Source organism: Mesorhizobium sp. WSM4828 (assembly GCF_055811175.1).
Map to the genome: position 1 here is coordinate 26,323 of NZ_JBVVQK010000017.1, position 17,155 is coordinate 43,477.

The following is a 17,155-nucleotide window of genomic DNA, read 5'->3' on the forward strand; positions in this document are numbered from 1 at the left end:
CATGGTGATCCATGACTGAGCCTCCGCTCAAAGGCATTCGCGTCATCGAACTCGCACGCATCCTCGCCGGGCCATGGGCCGGGCAGCTGCTTGCCGACCTCGGCGCAGACGTGATCAAGGTCGAGAGCCCGGACGGCGGCGACGACACCCGCAAATGGGGACCGCCCTTCGTCATCGGCCATGACGGCGAGAACCTGTCGGCCGCTTATTACCATTCCTGCAACCGCGGCAAGCGCTCCATCGCCATCGATTTCTCGACGCCCGAGCGCGCCGAGACGGTGCGCCGGCTGGTCGCGACATCGGACGTGCTGATCGAAAACTTCAAGGTCGGCGGACTGAAGAAATACGGCCTCGACTATGACAGCCTGAAGAAAATCAACCCGCGGCTGATCTATTGCTCGATCACCGGTTTTGGCCAGTCGGGACCGTATGCGCCGCGCGCCGGCTATGATTTCATCATCCAGGCCATGGCCGGCATGATGTCGATCACCGGCGAAGCCGGCCGCGAACCGCAAAAGGCGGGCGTCGCTATTTCAGATGTTTTCACCGGGCTTTATTCGGTCATCGCCATCCAGGCGGCGCTTCGCCATGCCGAGAAGACCGGCGAAGGCCAGCATATCGACATGGCGCTCTACGACACCCAGATCTCGACGCTCGGCAACCAGAACCTCAACTATCTCGTCTCCGGACAGTCGCCAGTGCAGATGGGCAATGCGCATATGAACATCGCGCCCTACGAAGTGGTGCCGGTGAAAAATGGCCACATCATCCTGGCGGTCGGCAATGACGGCCAGTTCGCAAAGTTCTGCGCTGCCGTCGGCCTCGACGAGCTCGCGTCGAACCCTGACTTCGCCACCAATCCCGCCCGCGTCGCCAACCGGGCAAAGCTGCGCGGGCATATAATCGAGGCGCTGAAGACCTTCGATCGCGACCCGCTGCTGGCCAGGCTCGAAGCCGCCGGCGTCCCAGCCAGCCCGATCAACAACATCGGCCAGATGTTTGCCGACCCGCAGACGATCGCGCGCGGCATGCGGCTCGACCTCGATGACGGCCATGGCAATCTCTTGCCCTCGGTGCGGGCGCCGATGGTCATGTCCGGCACGCCGCTGGTCTATGAGCGTCCGTCACCGCGTCTCGGCGAACACACCGAAGAAATCCTTGCCGAACTGGAGAGGTCAGGAAAATGAAGACCGGCGGACAACTCATCGTCGATGCGCTCGAAGCCAACGGAACGGACCGTATCTATTGCGTACCTGGCGAATCCTATCTGGCGGTGCTCGACGCGCTGCATGATTCACCGATCCGCACCATCGTCTGCCGCCAGGAGGGCGGTGCCGCGATGATGGCCGACTGCCATGGCCGCCTGACCGGCAAGCCCGGCATCTGCTTCGTCACCCGCGGCCCAGGCGCCACCAATGCCTCGGCCGGCATCCACATCGCCATGCAGGATTCGGTCCCCCTCATCCTGTTCATCGGCCAGGTCGCCAGCCACGCCAAGGGGCGCGAGGCCTTCCAGGAGGTCGACTATGTCAGGTTCTTCGGCGACATCGCCAAATGGGTGATCGAGATCGACGACGCCGCACGCATCCCCGAATTCGTCACACGCGCCTTTGCGGTGGCGACGTCCGGCCGCCCGGGCCCGGTCGTCATCTCGCTGCCCGAGGACATGCTGACCAGCCTCGCCGAGGCACCGGAAGCCCGGCATTACACCCCTGTCGAGACGCGGCCTGGCGAAGCCGAGCTCGACGCGCTGGACGAGCTGCTCAACAAGGCAAAGCGGCCCTTCGTCATCCTTGGTGGTACGCGCTGGGATGCGCAGGCCGTTGCACAGATGCGGACGATAGCCGAAGCGTGGTCGCTGCCGGTCGGCTGCTCCTTCCGCCGCCAGATGCTGTTCGACCATCTCCACCCGAACTATGCCGGCGATGTCGGCATCGGCATCAATCCCAAAGTAGCAACCGCCATCAAGCAGGCCGATCTTGTACTGCTGATCGGCGGCCGCATGGGCGAGATGCCGTCATCCGACTACACGCTGCTGAAGAGCCCCTACCCCGACCAAACGCTGGTCCATATCCATGCCGACGCCGGCGAACTCGGCCGCGTCTACCGGCCGGCGCTGGCGATCAATGCCTCGCCTGCCGCTTTCGTCGAAGCCTTTGCCAAACACAAGCCGACCGCAACGCCGGTGTGGGCGGCGGAGGCAGCGAAGCTGCACGCCGCCTATCTCGACTGGTCGACGCCTCCGGAGAGCGGCCCCGGCGCCGTGCAGATGGGGCCGATCATGAATTATCTGGAAACGATGCTGCCGGACGACGCCATCCTCGCCAACGGCGCCGGCAACTACGCCACCTGGGTACATCGTTACCATCGCTTCCGGCGTTTCGGCACGCAGGCAGCACCCACGTCAGGCTCAATGGGTTACGGCACGCCGGCGGCGGTCGCCGCCAAGCAGCTTTTCCCCGACCGCGACGTGATCGCCTTCGCCGGTGACGGCTGTTTCCTGATGAACGGCCAGGAATTCGCCACCGCCGTGCAATACGGGCTGCCGATCATCGTCATCGTCGTCAACAATGGCATCTACGGTACAATCCGCATGCATCAGGAGCGCGAATATCCCGGCCGTGTCGTCGCCACCGATCTGCGGAATCCCGATTTTGCGGCGTTGGCCCGCGCCTATGGCGGTCATGGCGAAACGGTCGAGACGACAGCCGACTTCGCGCCGGCCTTCGAACGCGCGCGCGCCAGCGGCAAGCCGTCGATTGTCGAGATCAGGCTCGACCCCGAGGCCATTACGCCGACCCGGACGATGACGCAAATACGCGACAAGTCGTAATCCAACGGAAAGGGCGGTCGTCCGCCCCTTCCGTCGGCGGAATGGCTTGCGCTACATCGTCGCCGCCGCCTTCTCGATCTGCCCGCGGATCTCCCCGTCCGGATTTTTCTTGGTATGGATGTTGACGTAGTATTTGCCGGCCTCAAGATCGGTGGCCTGGGCATCGGTCAATGTCGCCGAACCCTTGATCGGGCTCTTCAGCTTGCCTTCGAACGGCACCACCGGATCGGCGCTTTGACCCTTTGCCGCCGGGCCGTGAATATGTGCGGCCGTCGCCGGCCCGCTGAGGCCGGAATATCTCACCGTCCAGCTGAGTTTCTTGGTGGCGGTGTTGAACCTGAGCGTGGCGGTGCCCTTGCCCTTCGTGGTGACGGGCGGGCTCTGCTGAGCACCATCGAGCGTCGCCGTCATCTTTATAGTTTCGGCCAGGGCCGGTGAAGCAGAGAAGATGGCTGCAGAAATGGCCAGCGCCGAAAGCATCGGCGTGAAGGACTGGATGCGCATGGAAAACCTCCGTTGTGACACCCTTGAGGCGGATGCACTGGCACAACGATTTTGCGAGCGGATGTTTCCGCCGGTAACGTTCATTTTACATCCCACTAAAAAGGGGCGGTCGCCCGCCCCTTTTCGTCTTCCAGCAGAGCCTGCTTGATAGCTCTATTTGATGGCCTTATCGGTGATCGCCGTCGTGTAGGCGCCGGTAGGCTCCTTGCTGATGATCTTCTGGTCAAGCAGCGCCTTGGCGGTGCGCTCGTAGGTCGCCGGATCGAGCTTGCCATCGGCATTGTCGATCAGCTTGGCGACTTCGCCCATCATCCGCTTCTGGTGGTTCTCGTCCTGGCCGCCATTGTCCATGACGATGCCCGCCGCCTCGTCGGAATTGTCGACGGCGTATTTCCAGCCCTTCATCGAAGCGCGCACGAAACGCACCATCTTGTCCTCGAAGGCCGGATCCTTGAGCTTGTCCTCCAATGCATAGAGCCCGTCTTCGAGCAGATCGTTGCCCATGGCGGAATAGTTGAAGACGGTCAGCTCTTCCGGCTTGTAGCCGGCGTCGATGAGCTGCCAGTACTCGTTATAGGTCATGACCGAAATGCAATCCGCCTGCTTCTGGATCAGCGGCTGCACGTCGAAGCTCTGCTTGAGCACGGTGACACCGTCCGGCCCGCCGTCGGTCTTGAGGCCAAGCTTGTTCATCCAGGCATAGAACGGATATTCATTGCCGAAGAACCAGACGCCCAGCGTGTGGCCCTTGAAGTCGGCTTCCGTCTTGATCGGGCCGTCCTTCGGGCAGACCAGCTCCATGCCGGCCTTCTTGAACGGCTGGGCGATGTTGACCAGCGGCACGCCCTTTTCGCGCGCAGCCAGCGCACCGCCCATCCAGTCGACGATGACGTCGGCGCCGCCGCCGGCAATAACCTGCTCGGGTGCGATGTCCGGGCCGCCGGGCTTGATGTCGACGTCGAGGCCCTCGGCTTCATAGAAGCCCTTGGCCTTGGCGACATAGTAGCCGGCGAACTGTGCCTGGGTGACCCATTTCAGCTGCAGCGTCACCTTGTCCGCGGCCATCGCCTGGAACGCGACAAGCGACATCGCGCCGGCCAGCATCGAAACAACAAGTCTTTTCATGTTTTTACCCTCTGAAGTTAGCGCCCTAAACCCACCGCCCCTATCCACCACGGACAGAGGGATGCCAAAACGTGATTGCTCTCTCGAAAAGAGCGACCACGCCATAAAAGACCGAACCCGCAAGTGCTGCAACTGCGATTTCGGCCCACACCATGTCGATGTTCATCCGCCCGACTTCCGTCGAAATGCGGAATCCCATGCCGACCACCGGGGTGCCGAAGAACTCGGCGACGATGGCGCCGATCAGCGCCAGCGTCGAATTGATCTTCAACGCATTGAAGATGAAGGGTGCCGCCGCCGGCAGCCGCAGCTTGAACAGCGTCTGCCAGTAGCTCGAGGCATAGGTGCGCATCAGGTCGCGCTCCATATGGCCGGAGGCGGCAAGCCCGGCGACGGTGTTCACCAGCATCGGGAAGAAGGTCATGATGATGACCACCGCTGCCTTCGACTGCCAGTCGAAGCCGAACCACATGACCATGATCGGCGCGACGCCGATGATCGGCAGCGCCGACACCATATTGCCGATCGGCAAAAGCCCGCGCCGCAGGAACGGCACGCGGTCGGCGGCTATGGCAACGAGGAAGCCGGCGCTGCTGCCCACCACATAGCCGAAGATGACCGCCTTGAAGATGGTCTGCCTGACATCGGCCCCCAGCACCGGCAGCGAGCCGACGATGCGTGCACCGATGGCGCTTGGCGGCGGCAACAGGATGAAGGGAATGCCGGCACCACGCGTCACCGCTTCCCAGATGATCAGGATCCAGGCGCCAAAGATGGCCGGAATGATCAGGCGCAGGGCGGTTGACGCCCAGCGCGACGTCGGGCGAAACGACGACAAGACCGTTACGCAGCGCCAGGCCAAAAACCACGCAGCGACGAGCAGCAGATAGAAGGATGCGCGAGCGCTGCCCTCATTGCCGGTTATGCCGGCGAGCAGCATCCACGCCGCGCCGTGCGCGCCAAGGAACAGCAACACCACCCCGATCATCGGTGGAAAGTTGTCGGCCTCGATTGCCACGAGCAGCAAAATGAAAATCAAAACCGTAGCCGCCATGCCGTAACCGGCCGTAGCACTGACGAGCGGCCAAAGAAGCAGCGCGCCGACAAGCAGGACAAGCGCGGCATAACCTTGCCAGGATCGGGGGGTGATTGAGGAAAGGCTCAGGAGCGCGCTCATGCCGGCCTCCCGCCCATGGCGCGGTCGACTAGGCGCCCGGCAATGCCGACCAGCATAACCAGCAGCGCCGCCACCACGGAGCCGGCAACCAGAGCCGACCAGATGTCGATGGTCTGGCTGTAATAGGCGCCGGCGAGCAGTTTGGCACCGATGCCGGCGACCGCACCGGTCGGCAGCTCGCCGACAATGGCGCCAACCAGGCTGGCGGCGACAGCCACCTTCATCGAGGTGAACAGGAACGGCACCGAGGCCGGCACCCGCAATTTCCAGAAGGTCTGCGAGGGGCTGGCATAATAGGTGTGCATCAGGTCGAGATGGGTGAGCTCGGGCGAGCGTAGTCCCTTCACCATGCCAACCGCCACTGGGAAGAACGACAGATACGTCGAGATCAGCGCTTTCGGAATCAGCCCGGTGATGCCAACCGCCGCCAGCACGACAATGATCATCGGCGCCACCGCCAGGATCGGAATGGTCTGCGAGGCGATGATCCACGGCATCAGGCTGCGGTCGAGCGTCGCCACATGTACGATGCCGACGGCAATGACGATGCCGAGCGCCGTGCCGAAGGCGAAGCCGAGCAGCGTCGACGACAGCGTCACCCAGGCGTTGTAGACAAGGCTGCGGTTCGAGGTGATGCTGCGCAGAAAGGTGTTTTCGAAAAAATTCACCGCCACCTGATGCGGCGCCGGCAGCGTCGGCTTCGGCTGTGCCAGCGTCTTGCCGATGAATTCCACAACGCCCGGCGTCTGATTGGCGCGGCGGTCGAGATCGCGCTGGAACGGCGCGTTGAGGATGACAGCCATGACGTACCAGACGACGACCACGCCCAGGAGGATCGAGGTCACCGGAACGAGCTTGTCGCGGAAGGAGTCCATCAGCGGCTCTCTCCTCCTCTCCCCAACGGGGAGAGGGTGGCCGGAGCGAAGCGGAGGCCGGGTGAGGGGGTAGAAATCTTTCCGTCGAGGCAAGCCAAAATCGTATCAAGGACCGCTCGACGTTCGGCCAGAACTTCATGGTTCCAGAACCGAAGAACGGAATAGCCATGGCCATTCAGCCAGGCAGTTCTCGCCGGATCGGTTGGAGAATCTGCGTGCTGGCTGCCGTCGACTTCAACAATCAGACCCCTTTCGCGACAAACGAAGTCTGCGACGAAAGGCCCAAGCGGCACTTGCCTCACAAATTTGTAACCGTTGAGATGACGTCCTCTCAGTTCCCCCCAAAGCCGGTACTCAGCTTCGGTCTCGTCAAACCGGAGCTTTCGGGCAAGAGCGGTTGCCCCGACATTTCTTTTGGTCGGATCTGTCGGCGCCGCCCCCTCACCCGACCTCCGCTTCGCTCCGGCCACCCTCTCCCCGCTGGGGAGAGGAGGGAGTTCATCCCCCTCAATCATCATAGCTGTGCCCTGCCCTCAGCCCGTCGCGCACCCGTGCCGCGATGGCCAGGAACTCCGGCGTCTCGCGGATATCGAGCGGCCGTTTTTTCGGCAGCGTCGATTCTATGACGTCGCTGACGCGGCCCGGGCGCGGCGACATGACGATGATGCGCGTCGACAGATAAACCGCCTCGGGGATCGAATGGGTGACGAAGCAGATGGTCTTGTTGGTCCGCTCCCAAAGCTCCAGCAGCTGTTCGTTGAGGTGATCGCGCACGATCTCGTCGAGCGCGCCGAACGGCTCGTCCATCAACAAAAGGTCGGCGTCGAAGGCGAGCGCCCGCGCGATCGAGGCGCGCTGCTGCATGCCGCCCGAGAGCTGCCAGGGGTATTTCTTCTCGAAGCCGCTGAGGTTGACGAGGTCGAGGGTTCGCTTGATGCGCGCCGCCTGCTCCGCCCTGGACAGGCCCATGATCTCCAGCGGCAGCGCCACATTGCGCTCGATCGTGCGCCACGGATAAAGTGCGGCCGCCTGGAAGACATAGCCATAGGCGCGGCTCTGGCGCGCCTCCTCGGGCGTCATGCCGTTGACGGAGATGGCTCCTGATGTCGGCTTCTCCAGATCGGCGATGACGCGCAGCAAGGTCGTCTTGCCGCAGCCGGAAGGCCCGATGAAGGATACGAATTCGCCCTTGCCGATGGTCAGGTCGACATTCGACAGCGCCTGCACCGGACCATCATTGGTCTGGAAGGTCAGGCCAAGCTTGCTTGCCGAAACAACGGCTGGCGATGCTCCCGTCATCGGCCGTAGCCTGCCGCTTCCGGCCACTGCGGCGCCGGCCGGAATCCCATTGATTTTACCCCGATGTTGCTTTCCACTCGCCCAGTCCTACTCGCCCCGGTTTTACTCGCCCCAGTTCTACGCGCCCTTGTCCCATCAGATAGACGCCCGGAGTTGCCCCGATGTCGCCGAAACCGACTTGCCATCTTATCCGCCCTGAAAGCTCTTATGAAGGCAAGCAGGGCCTGAGTTATTTCGCCGGTATCGCCGCCGAAACAGTCGGCTCGTCCGGCATCTGCATGCATCTGCTGACCATGCCGCCGGGTGCCCGCGCCAAGGCGCATATGCACGAAAACCATGAAACCGCGATCTATGTGCTCTCCGGCGAGGTCCATACCTGGTATGGCGACCGGCTCGAACAGCATATCGTGGTCAAGGCCGGCGATCTTTTCTATATTCCCCCCGGCGTGCCGCATCTGCCGGCCAATCTGAGCGACAGCCCCGCCTCGGCGGTCATTGCCCGCACCGATCCCAACGAACAGGAAAGCGTTGTCCTGCTGCCGGAACTGGACGGGTTGGTCGCCTGACGCCGGCATCGAGGCGGCGGTCGTCATCGGCACCGTCACGAACATGATTTCAGCGGCCCTATCTCCTCAAGGCCGGGAATGGTCACGAAGAAACCGTCCGCTCCTCTGTTGATGACCTTGACGACTTCCGTGGTCGTGCCCTCCTCGCCCTCGGCGAAACAGGTGGAGCTCAACAACAGGGTGCCAGGCGCCGTCGTCAATCGCTGTGCGAACTGGCAGCCGCCGCCATAGGTTTCGATGCCCTCGGCAGTCAGCACGACATAATCGTCGCTGTCCTGATAACCGAGCCGTACACCAACGCAACCGACCTCATTGCCAAAGGAACCGGCAAGGACGTCAGCCGCCGCCGGCCCGGCGGCAAGGATCACCGCGGCCATCGAGATAATCGCTGTCTGGCTCGCCAAGCTCAAACGCCCGTCGCCGGGATGCCCGTCCGTTCCACCTTGCGCGGCGCGGAAATTTCCTTCCAGGTCGACAGTGCCCGGTTGACCGCCGCGTTCGGCTCGCGAGCGACGAACTCGCCATGGCCGGGCTTTGCCTTGATCTCGTTTTCCTCGATCGACAGTTCGCCGCGCGAGAAGACGAAGCGCGGCAGGCCGGTCACCTCAAAACCTTCGAAGACGTTGTAGTCGATCACCGACTGCTGCTTCTTGGCCGTGATCTTCTTCTTGCGCTTTGGGTCCCAGACGAGGATGTCGGCGTCCGCGCCTTCAACGATGGCGCCCTTCTTCGGATACATGTTGAGGATCTTGGCGATGTTGGTCGAGGTCACCGCGACGAACTCGTTCATCGTCAGCCGGCCGGTTTTGACGCCCGTCGTCCACAGCACCGGCAAACGATCCTCGAGCCCGCCCGTGCCGTTCGGGATCTTGGTGAAATCGCCGACGCCGTTGCGCTTCTGTTTGGTGGTGAAGGCACAATGGTCGGTCGCCACCACTTGCAGCGACCCGGCCTGCAGGCCGGCCCACAGCGAATCCTGGTGCCATTTGTTGCGGAAGGGCGGGCTCATGACGCGCCGCGCCGCATGGTCCCAGTCCTTGTTGAAATATTCGCTCTCGTCCAGCGTCAGGTGCTGGATCAGCGGCTCGCCGAATACCCGCATGCCTTTCTGGCGCGCCCGGCGAATGGCCTCGTGCGCCTGCTCGCAGGAGACATGCACGACATAGAGCGGCACGCCGGCCATGTCGGCGATCATGATGGCGCGGTTGGTCGCCTCGCCTTCCACTTCCGGCGGTCGCGAATAGGCGTGTCCTTCGGGGCCGTTGTTGCCGGCAGCCAGCAGCTTCTGCGACAGGGCGGCCACCACGTCGCCATTCTCGGCATGGACCAGCGGCAGCGCGCCAAGATCGGCGCAGCGCTGGAACGACGAGTAAAGCTCGTCGTCATCGACCATCAGCGCGCCCTTGTAGGCCATGAAATGCTTGAACGAGGTAATGCCCCTGTCGACGACGGTGGCCATCTCGTCGAACACCTGCTTGCCCCACCAGGTGATCGCCATGTGGAAGGAATAGTCGCAGGACGCCTTCGAGGTCTTGTTGTCCCACATCTGCAGGGCCTCGAGCAGCGATTGCTGCGGTGCCGGCAGACAGAAATCGACGACCATCGTCGTGCCGCCGGCAAGGGCGGCGCGTGTACCGCTCTCGAAATCGTCGGCCGAATAGGTACCCATGAACGGCATTTCGAGATGGGTATGCGGGTCGATGCCGCCCGGCATCACATAGCAGCCGCTGGCGTCGAACTCATGGTCGCCATGAAGGTTCGAACCGATGGCAACGATCTGGCCGTGCTGCATCAGCACATCGGCCTTCCAGGTGCGGTCGGCGGTGACGACGGTGCCGTTTCGGATGACTTTGGACATTTTCTTGTTCCCTTATTCTCTTCGCGCTTCTTGCGAGCGGCGTTGCGAGGCTATCCCATCATTCGACAATGACCGCCGTGTCCACCACCGCATGGAACAGCACGTCGGCGCCGGCCGCTGCCCATTCCTTGGTGATTTCCTCGGCCTCGTTGTGGCTGAGACCGTCGACGCAGGGGCACATCACCATTGCCGTCGGCGCGACGCGGTTGATCCAGCAGGCGTCATGGCCGGCGCCCGAGACGATATTGCGATGCGTATACCCCAGGCGCTCCGCCGCATCCCGCACAGCCTTGACGCAGCCCGCGTCGAAGGTGACCGGGTCGAAATGGCCGACCTGCTCGATTTGATATTTGATGTCGAGCGCGTCGCAGATCGTGTCGATGCCTTCGCGGATGCGGCCGTCCATGGCGTCCAGCACCTCCTTTTCCGGCGAGCGGATGTCGATGGTGAAGACGGTGCGCCCGGCGATGATGTTGCGCGAGTTCGGATAGACCTCCATATGGCCGACCGCGCCGACGGCGTCGGGTTGGTAGTCCATGGCGATCTCGTGCACCAGCTCGATCACCCGCGCCATGCCGAGCCCGGCATTGCGCCGCTTCGGCATCGGCGTCGAGCCGGTATGCGCCTCCCTGCCGGTCAGCGTCACCTGCAGCCATTTCAGTCCCTGGCCATGAGTAACGACACCGATGTCGATGCCCTCGTCCTCGAGGATCGGGCCCTGTTCGATATGCAATTCGAAGAAGGCATGGATCTTGCGCTCACCGACTTTCTCGGTGCCCTTCCAGCCGATCCGTTCGAGCTCCTCGCCGAATTTCTTGCCGTCCTTGTCGACATGCGAATAAACGTCGGCCTGATCGAGCACGCCGGCGAAAACGCCGGACGCCATCATCGCCGGCGCAAAGCGCGCGCCTTCCTCATTGGTCCAGTTGGTGACGACGACCGGGTGCTTTGTCTTGATGCCGAGATCGTTGAGCGAGCGCACGACCTCCAGGCCGCCGAGCACGCCGAGCACGCCGTCATACTTGCCGCCGGTCGGCTGGGTGTCGAGATGGCTGCCGACATAGACCGGCGGCAGGCTGGGATCGGTGCCTTCGCGGCGGGCAAACATCGTGCCCATCTCGTCGACGCCCATTTCGAGCCCCGCCTCATCGCACCAGCGCTTGAACAGGTGCCGCCCTTCGCCGTCCTCGTCGGTCACGGTCTGGCGATTGTTGCCGCCGGCAACGCCGGGGCCGATCTTCGCCATCTCCATTATCGAATCCCACAAACGGTCTGAATTGATTCGCAGATTCTCGCCGGGGGCGGCCATATTCTAAAACCTCATCGGTTGCGCGGCGTCCCCCTCCCCCTCGAGGGGAGGGTGGCCGCGAAGCGGTCGGGTGGGGTCGGCTGACATGCGCGCGACCTTCTCCTTGACCACCTGTGCGACATGCCAAGCGCTGTTTATGACATCGGGCTCATCGACGCGAAAGATATCGAACCCGAGCGATCGCAGATAGGCATCACGGACGGCGTCGTGCCGTTTGCCCTTCTCCTGTTCGTGCAGATCACCATCGACTTCAACGACCAGCTTTACCGCAAGGCAAGTAAAGTCGACGATATAAGGCCCGATCGGACACTGGCGGCGGAATTTCATGCCGGCCGATTTCAATTCGCGCAGTTCATACCAAAGCAGCGATTCGCCTTTGGTCGCATGAACCCGAAGCGCGCGCGCCTTTTGGCGCATTTCGAAGCTCACGCGGGTCCGGGGCATCACAGGCACCTATACGGCCGAAGGTCAGGTTGGCGCACTGCCGCACCGACCCCACCCGGCCGCTTCGCGGCCACCCTCCCCTCGAGGGGGAGGGAAAGCTGCACCTGGTTCAATCCACAGCCCTCAGCACTTCGCGCACGTGGTCGATCAATTCGTTGATCTGACCCTTGGTGATAATCAGCGGCGGCGATAGCGCGATGATGTCGCCGGTGGTGCGGATCAACGCACCGCGCTCGAACGCCTTCACAAAGGCCGAGAAGGCCCGCTTCGTCGGCTGGCCGGCGATCGGCGCCAGCTCGATTGCACCGATCAGGCCGATGTTTCTGATATCGATGACGTTCGGCTCACCCTTCAGCGAGTGCAGCGCGTCCTCCCAGTACGGCGCCAGTTCCTCGCCGCGCGACAGCAGCCCCTCTTCCTTGTAGGTGTCGAGCGTGCCCAGCGCCGCCGCGCAGGCGATCGGATTGCCCGAATAGGTGTAGCCGTGGAAGAACTCGATCATGTGCTCGGGGCCGGTCATGAAGGCGTCGTGGATTTCCTTCTTCACGAACACCGCGCCCATCGGGATGACGCCGTTAGAGACGCCCTTGGCCGTGGTCATGATGTCCGGCGTGACGCCGAAATAGTCGGCGGCAAACGGCGTACCGAGACGGCCGAAACCGGTGATGACCTCATCGAAAATCAGCAAGATGCCATGCTTGGTGCAGATCTCACGAAGCTTCTGCAAATAGCCCTTCGGCGGCAGGATGACGCCGGTGGAACCGGCAACCGGCTCGACGATGACGGCGGCAATGGTCGAGGCGTCGTGCAAGGCGACGATACGCTCCAACTCGTTCGCCAGTTCCGCGCCATGCTCGGGCACGCCCTTGGTGAAGGAGTTCTTTTCCGGCAGATGCGTGTGTGGCATGTGATCGACGCCGCCGAGCAGCGTGCCGAACATCTTGCGGTTGGTGACGATGCCGCCGACCGAAATGCCGCCGAAATTGACGCCGTGATAGCCGCGTTCGCGGCCGATCAAGCGGGTACGCGAGCCCTCGCCTTTTACGCGGTGATAGGCGATCGCCATCTTCAGCGCGGTCTCGACCGATTCCGATCCGGAATTGGTGAAGAACACATGGTCCATGCCCTTCGGCGCGATATCGACCAGCCGGTTCGCCAGCTCGAACACGATCGGGTGGCCCATCTGGAAGGCCGGCGCATAGTCGAGCTCTGCCGCTTGGCTCTGGATCGCCTCGGTGATCTTCGGACGGCAGTGGCCGGCATTGACGCACCACAGGCCGGCGGTGCCGTCGAGAACCTTGCGCCCGTCGCTGGTCGTGTAATGCATGTCCTTGGCCGACACCATCATGCGCGGCGCCTGCTTGAACTGCCGGTTTGCCGTGAACGGCATCCAGAATGCACTGAGATCGTTCGGCGTGACTTTCAGCCGGTTGGACATGACCAAGACTTCCCCTTGTAACCTGTTTCGGTGCGGCTAACGCCTGGTCTTTCCAACACTTTGTCTTCGCGACGTTTTCGTGCTACGCAAATTTTTGACCGGTTGGACAAACGTTAGCACCGCTCTATCAGCGGTCAAGGGATTACTAGCGGAAATGCGGCTTTCGAAGTGCGCTCCACAGGGCGGAGAAAAACTGGTCCAGAGAATTGGTCCAGACGCTCCTCGCGGCGAAGGTTTTTCGACGTGACGGGAGCGGTCGAAAGCTCCGCTCCTCGCCGCACCCGCATCCAGCTGGAAAAGCGCGAGCTCATCCTCGAGGCGGCGCTCGAAGTCTTCTCCACCAACGGTTTTCGCGGCTCGACCATCGACCAGATCGCCGAAGCCGCCGGCATGTCGAAGCCGAACCTGCTCTATTATTTCCGCCGCAAGGAGGACATCCACAAGACGCTGATGCAGCGGCTTCTCGACACCTGGCTGGCGCCGCTGCGCGAACTCGACGATATCGGCGACCCCTTGACCGAACTGCGCAGCTACATCAGGCGCAAGCTCGAAATGGCGCGCGATTTCCCGCGCGAGAGCCGGCTGTTCGCCAACGAGATCCTGCAGGGCGCGCCGCGCATCATGCCGATGCTGGAAGGCGAGTTGAAGACGCTGGTCGACGAGAAAGCCAATGTCATCAAGGGCTGGATGCGCGCCGGTAAGATTGCCCGCACCGACCCCTGGCACCTGATCTTCTCGATCTGGGCGACGACGCAGCATTATGCCGATTTCGACGTCCAGGTCCGCGCCGTGCTCGGCCCCGACCGCGGTGGCGACGGCCGCTTCGAAGATGCCGCAAGGTTTCTCGAACAGCTGTTTATCGACGGGCTGAAGCCGAAGGGCTGAGGCAACTGGTGGAGGGCCGGTTGCAGTCAATATTCGCGTTCGTTCCAGTCGGCCGTCGCAGACTGTGGAGATTAGCCGAAACTCCTCAGCTTCGTCATCCCAGGGCGGAGCAGCCGCGGAGCGGCGTCGCGGAGACCCTGGGATCCATGCCGTGAAATAAACCGAGAAATGCGACGAAACAGAATTCTGAACCGCTGCAACGCCTTGACGTCACGGCATGGATCCTGGGGTCTGCGCCGCGTCGCTTCGCTCCTTGCTTCGCCCCAGGATGACGAAGTTGAGGGGCCTCACGCGCTGCGCCGCTCGGCCGGAAGCGTCTCCAGCAGCTGTTCGAGCTTGGCGATCGAGTTCTGCTCGGCGAGCGGCGTGTAGACGATCAGCTTCATGTCCGAGCCGTCGTCGATCGACAGGCTCATATGCTCGAACGCCATGGCGCCCGCTATCGGGTGCCGGACATGCTTCACTCCCGATAGGTTGCGGGCCACATCGCGCAGCGGCCACCAGGCGCGAAACTCCGGACTTGAACGCGTCATCAGCACAATCAACCGCTCGAAATCCGGATCGCCGACATACTTCGCGCTTTCTGCCCGGAATGACGCCAGCACGGCACGCGCCAATTCCTCCCAGTCGACGAGCAGGCGCCGATGCTGCGGGCTGGTGAAAACCATGTGGACGATGTTACGGGCATCGCCCTCCAGCAGACCATAGTCGCCGAACACGGCTGCCGCGGCAGAATTCCAGGCCAGCACGTCCCAGCGCCGCCCAAGGACATAGGCCGGCTGCAGGACCAGGCTCTGCAGCATGTGCAGCAACGAACTATCGACCTTTTCCGGCGCGTCGACGCGACGCTCCGGCTGCGGTCGGCCGGCAAGGATGAACAGATGCCGTTGCTCGGCCGCGTCCAGGCGCAGCGCCCGGCTGAGTGCGGTCAGCACTTCCACCGACGGCCGAACGTCGCGCCCTTGCTCCAGCCAGGTGTACCAGGTCGTGCCGACGCCGGCGATCATCGCCACCTCCTCACGCCGCAGCCCGGGTGTGCGCCGGCGCAACCCCGTCGAGATGCCCGTGGCCGAAGGCGTCAGCCTCTCACGCCGCGAGCGCAGAAAGGCGCCAAGCTCGCGGCGGCGGCTGTCTTCGGCGGAATGCGTGGTGGAATCCATACGCTATTATAGCAGTATCGATACCAGGATAAAGTTTGAACTGTTTGGCAAGTGGCCGGTGCCCCATGTTTCCCCTCAGAGCGATGAGATGGAGGCTCTGAACATGGAACTGAAAGACAAGACAATCCTCATCACCGGGTCGACCGATGGCGTCGGCCGCGTCGTCGCGCAAAGGCTCGGCGCCGGCGGCGCCCGCATCCTGGTGCATGGCCGCGACGCGACAAGGGGCAAGGCGACCGTGGCCGAAATCGAAGCCGCCGGCGGCAAGGCCGAGTTGCTGGTCGCCGATCTCTCCTCCCTGGCGGAAGTCCGCCGCCTCGCCGAGGCTGTGCGTGCAAAAACCAGCCGGCTCGAAATCCTCATCAACAATGCTGGCGTCGGCACTGCCGGTCCCAACGCGAAACGACAGATCAGCGCCGACGGCTACGAACTGCGCTTTGCCGTCAACTATCTCGCCGGCTTCCTGCTCACCATGGAGCTGCTGCCGCTGCTCAAGGCCAGCGCGCCGGCGCGCATCGTCAACGTCGCCTCGGCCGGCCAGCAGGCGATCGATTTCGACGACGTCATGCTGACCCGCTCCTATGACGGCGTCCGTGCCTACTGCCAGAGCAAGCTGGCGCAGATCATGTTCACCATCGATCTGGCGGAGCAGCTGAACGGCACCAATGTGATCGTCAACAGCCTGCATCCGGCAAGCTACATGAACACTACTATGGTGCGGCAGGCGGGCATCACGCCGTGGAGCTCAGTCGAAACCGGCGCCGAAGCCATCATCAACCTCGCCACATCGCCGGCACTCGAAGGGCGAAGCGGCCTCTATTTCGACGGCCAGAGAGAATCCCGCGCCGATGCGCAAGCCTATGACGCGAAGGCGAGGCAGCAGTTGCGCGAATTGAGCCTCGGCCTTGTCGGGCTCGCACCCGCTTCCGCAACATCGAAGAAAGAAAATTCATGACCGAGAAAACCAGTCACACCGTCGTCGTCGGCGGCTCCTCCGGCATCGGCCTCGCCACCGCGAAAAAGCTGCTCGGCCCGGGTATGAAGGTGACGATCACCGGGCGCAACCAGGAAAGGCTCGACAAGGCGTGGCAAAGCCTTGGCGGCGCCGTCGAAAAAGCGGCCTTCGATGCCGCGAAGCCGGACGAGGTTCGCCGGTTCTTCAACGACCTCGGCCCTTTCGATCACCTGGTGCTGGCCGCCAGCGGCGGCAAGGGGCTCGGCCCGTTCGAAACACTTGACCTGACCGACATCGGCGGCGGCGTCGACGAGAAGGTCCGGCCACAGCTCTCCTGCCTGCAGGCCGCCTTGCCGACGTTGAACAAGAGCGGCTCGGTGACTTTCATCTCGGCGGTGTCGGCGCAATTGTCGGCGCCGGGTGTCGCCGGCATCGCCGCCGTCAACGGCATGCTGCTGACCGTGGTGCCGATCCTGGCGATGGAGCTGAAGCCGTTACGCGTCAATGTCGTGGCACCGGGTGTCATCGACACGCCCTGGTGGGATTTCCTGCCCGATGAACAGCGCCGTGCGGTGTTTGCCGAGTATGCCGGCACGACGCCGGTCGGCCGTATCGGCCGTGCCGAGGACGTCGCCGAGGCGATTGCGTTCTTGGTTTCGAACAGCTTCGTCACCGGCCAGGTCCTGACCTGTGATGGCGGCTTGCGGTACGCGGCGTGAGCCGGCTG

Annotated in this window: 18 protein-coding genes; 6 read left to right on the top strand and 12 right to left on the bottom strand. The window is 63.0% G+C overall.

Annotated elements, in window-relative coordinates:
• The first annotated feature begins 11 nt into the window (after positions 1 to 11).
• Positions 12 to 1,187 carry a CaiB/BaiF CoA transferase family protein gene (locus AC0L2X_RS19515; protein ID WP_473561420.1) on the top strand — a complete coding sequence of 392 codons (1,176 nt, stop codon included), beginning with the start codon at positions 12 to 14 and terminating at the stop codon, positions 1,185 to 1,187.
• Positions 1,184 to 2,833 (top strand): thiamine pyrophosphate-binding protein, encoded by a 1,650-nt coding sequence (locus tag AC0L2X_RS19520; RefSeq protein WP_473561421.1) that lies wholly within the window; start codon positions 1,184 to 1,186, stop codon positions 2,831 to 2,833. The genes AC0L2X_RS19515 and AC0L2X_RS19520 overlap by 4 nt, the downstream gene beginning before the upstream one ends.
• A 51-nt stretch (positions 2,834 to 2,884) precedes the next feature.
• Here the strand turns inward: AC0L2X_RS19520 and AC0L2X_RS19525 are convergent, their stop codons facing one another.
• The 6 genes from AC0L2X_RS19525 to AC0L2X_RS19550 form a co-directional block, all read right to left on the bottom strand.
• Entirely contained in the window at positions 2,885 to 3,337 is a 453-nt protein-coding gene (locus tag AC0L2X_RS19525) for a CHRD domain-containing protein (RefSeq protein WP_352491109.1), read from the bottom strand.
• 153 nt (positions 3,338 to 3,490) lie between these two features.
• Complete coding sequence (locus AC0L2X_RS19530) at positions 3,491 to 4,462, bottom strand: ABC transporter substrate-binding protein (RefSeq protein ID WP_352491108.1); 972 nt, start codon at positions 4,460 to 4,462, stop codon at positions 3,491 to 3,493.
• Between the two features lie 40 nt (positions 4,463 to 4,502).
• The gene (locus AC0L2X_RS19535) at positions 4,503 to 5,639 is read right to left on the bottom strand and encodes an ABC transporter permease (RefSeq protein ID WP_352491107.1); all 1,137 of its coding nucleotides are present in this window, start codon (positions 5,637 to 5,639) and stop codon (positions 4,503 to 4,505) included.
• Positions 5,636 to 6,514: an ABC transporter permease gene (locus AC0L2X_RS19540; protein WP_352491106.1), complete on the bottom strand. Its 879-nt coding sequence runs from the start codon at positions 6,512 to 6,514 to the stop codon at positions 5,636 to 5,638. The genes AC0L2X_RS19535 and AC0L2X_RS19540 overlap by 4 nt, the downstream gene beginning before the upstream one ends.
• The gene (locus tag AC0L2X_RS19545; protein ID WP_473561423.1) at positions 6,514 to 7,032 is read right to left on the bottom strand and encodes an endonuclease domain-containing protein; all 519 of its coding nucleotides are present in this window, start codon (positions 7,030 to 7,032) and stop codon (positions 6,514 to 6,516) included. The genes AC0L2X_RS19540 and AC0L2X_RS19545 overlap by 1 nt, the downstream gene beginning before the upstream one ends.
• On the bottom strand, positions 7,022 to 7,813 hold the full coding sequence (locus tag AC0L2X_RS19550) for an ABC transporter ATP-binding protein (protein ID WP_352491105.1): 792 nt from the start codon (positions 7,811 to 7,813) through the stop codon (positions 7,022 to 7,024). Before AC0L2X_RS19550 ends, AC0L2X_RS19545 begins: the two co-directional genes overlap by 11 nt.
• A gap of 161 nt (positions 7,814 to 7,974) precedes the next feature.
• On the opposite strand from AC0L2X_RS19550, the gene AC0L2X_RS19555 reads away from it, so the two are divergent.
• Positions 7,975 to 8,379 (top strand): cupin domain-containing protein, encoded by a 405-nt coding sequence (locus AC0L2X_RS19555; RefSeq protein ID WP_023720850.1) that lies wholly within the window; start codon positions 7,975 to 7,977, stop codon positions 8,377 to 8,379.
• Between the two features lie 35 nt (positions 8,380 to 8,414).
• Here AC0L2X_RS19555 and AC0L2X_RS19560 read toward each other — a convergent pair whose 3' ends face one another.
• The 5 genes from AC0L2X_RS19560 to aptA all read right to left on the bottom strand — a co-directional run bounded on the left by AC0L2X_RS19560 (position 8,415) and on the right by aptA (position 13,428).
• Positions 8,415 to 8,783, bottom strand: a complete 369-nt coding sequence (locus AC0L2X_RS19560) for a hypothetical protein (protein ID WP_352491104.1) — start codon at positions 8,781 to 8,783, stop codon at positions 8,415 to 8,417.
• A gap of 2 nt (positions 8,784 to 8,785) precedes the next feature.
• Positions 8,786 to 10,237, bottom strand: a complete 1,452-nt coding sequence (gene hydA, locus AC0L2X_RS19565) for a dihydropyrimidinase (RefSeq protein ID WP_352491103.1) — start codon at positions 10,235 to 10,237, stop codon at positions 8,786 to 8,788.
• Between the two features lie 58 nt (positions 10,238 to 10,295).
• The gene (locus AC0L2X_RS19570; RefSeq protein ID WP_473561426.1) at positions 10,296 to 11,546 is read right to left on the bottom strand and encodes a Zn-dependent hydrolase; all 1,251 of its coding nucleotides are present in this window, start codon (positions 11,544 to 11,546) and stop codon (positions 10,296 to 10,298) included.
• Between the two features lie 3 nt (positions 11,547 to 11,549).
• On the bottom strand, positions 11,550 to 11,990 hold the full coding sequence (locus tag AC0L2X_RS19575) for an endonuclease domain-containing protein (RefSeq protein ID WP_473561427.1): 441 nt from the start codon (positions 11,988 to 11,990) through the stop codon (positions 11,550 to 11,552).
• Between the two features lie 109 nt (positions 11,991 to 12,099).
• Positions 12,100 to 13,428 carry an omega-aminotransferase AptA gene (gene aptA, locus AC0L2X_RS19580; protein ID WP_473561429.1) on the bottom strand — a complete coding sequence of 443 codons (1,329 nt, stop codon included), beginning with the start codon at positions 13,426 to 13,428 and terminating at the stop codon, positions 12,100 to 12,102.
• A 243-nt stretch (positions 13,429 to 13,671) separates the two neighbouring features.
• On the opposite strand from aptA, the gene AC0L2X_RS19585 reads away from it, so the two are divergent.
• A complete protein-coding gene (locus AC0L2X_RS19585) occupies positions 13,672 to 14,313 on the top strand; it encodes a TetR family transcriptional regulator C-terminal domain-containing protein (protein WP_352491100.1) in 642 nt (213 codons plus the stop codon).
• A gap of 287 nt (positions 14,314 to 14,600) precedes the next feature.
• Here AC0L2X_RS19585 and AC0L2X_RS19590 read toward each other — a convergent pair whose 3' ends face one another.
• The gene (locus AC0L2X_RS19590) at positions 14,601 to 15,473 is read right to left on the bottom strand and encodes a helix-turn-helix transcriptional regulator (RefSeq protein ID WP_352709711.1); all 873 of its coding nucleotides are present in this window, start codon (positions 15,471 to 15,473) and stop codon (positions 14,601 to 14,603) included.
• Positions 15,474 to 15,576: 103 nt separating this feature from the next.
• Here AC0L2X_RS19590 and AC0L2X_RS19595 point away from each other — a divergent pair, with 103 nt between their 5' ends.
• Together AC0L2X_RS19595 and AC0L2X_RS19600 are read left to right on the top strand one after the other, a co-directional pair.
• Complete coding sequence (locus AC0L2X_RS19595) at positions 15,577 to 16,428, top strand: SDR family NAD(P)-dependent oxidoreductase (protein ID WP_473561431.1); 852 nt, start codon at positions 15,577 to 15,579, stop codon at positions 16,426 to 16,428.
• Positions 16,425 to 17,147 (top strand): SDR family oxidoreductase, encoded by a 723-nt coding sequence (locus tag AC0L2X_RS19600; protein WP_473561432.1) that lies wholly within the window; start codon positions 16,425 to 16,427, stop codon positions 17,145 to 17,147. Before AC0L2X_RS19595 ends, AC0L2X_RS19600 begins: the two co-directional genes overlap by 4 nt.
• Positions 17,148 to 17,155 lie beyond the last annotated feature (8 nt).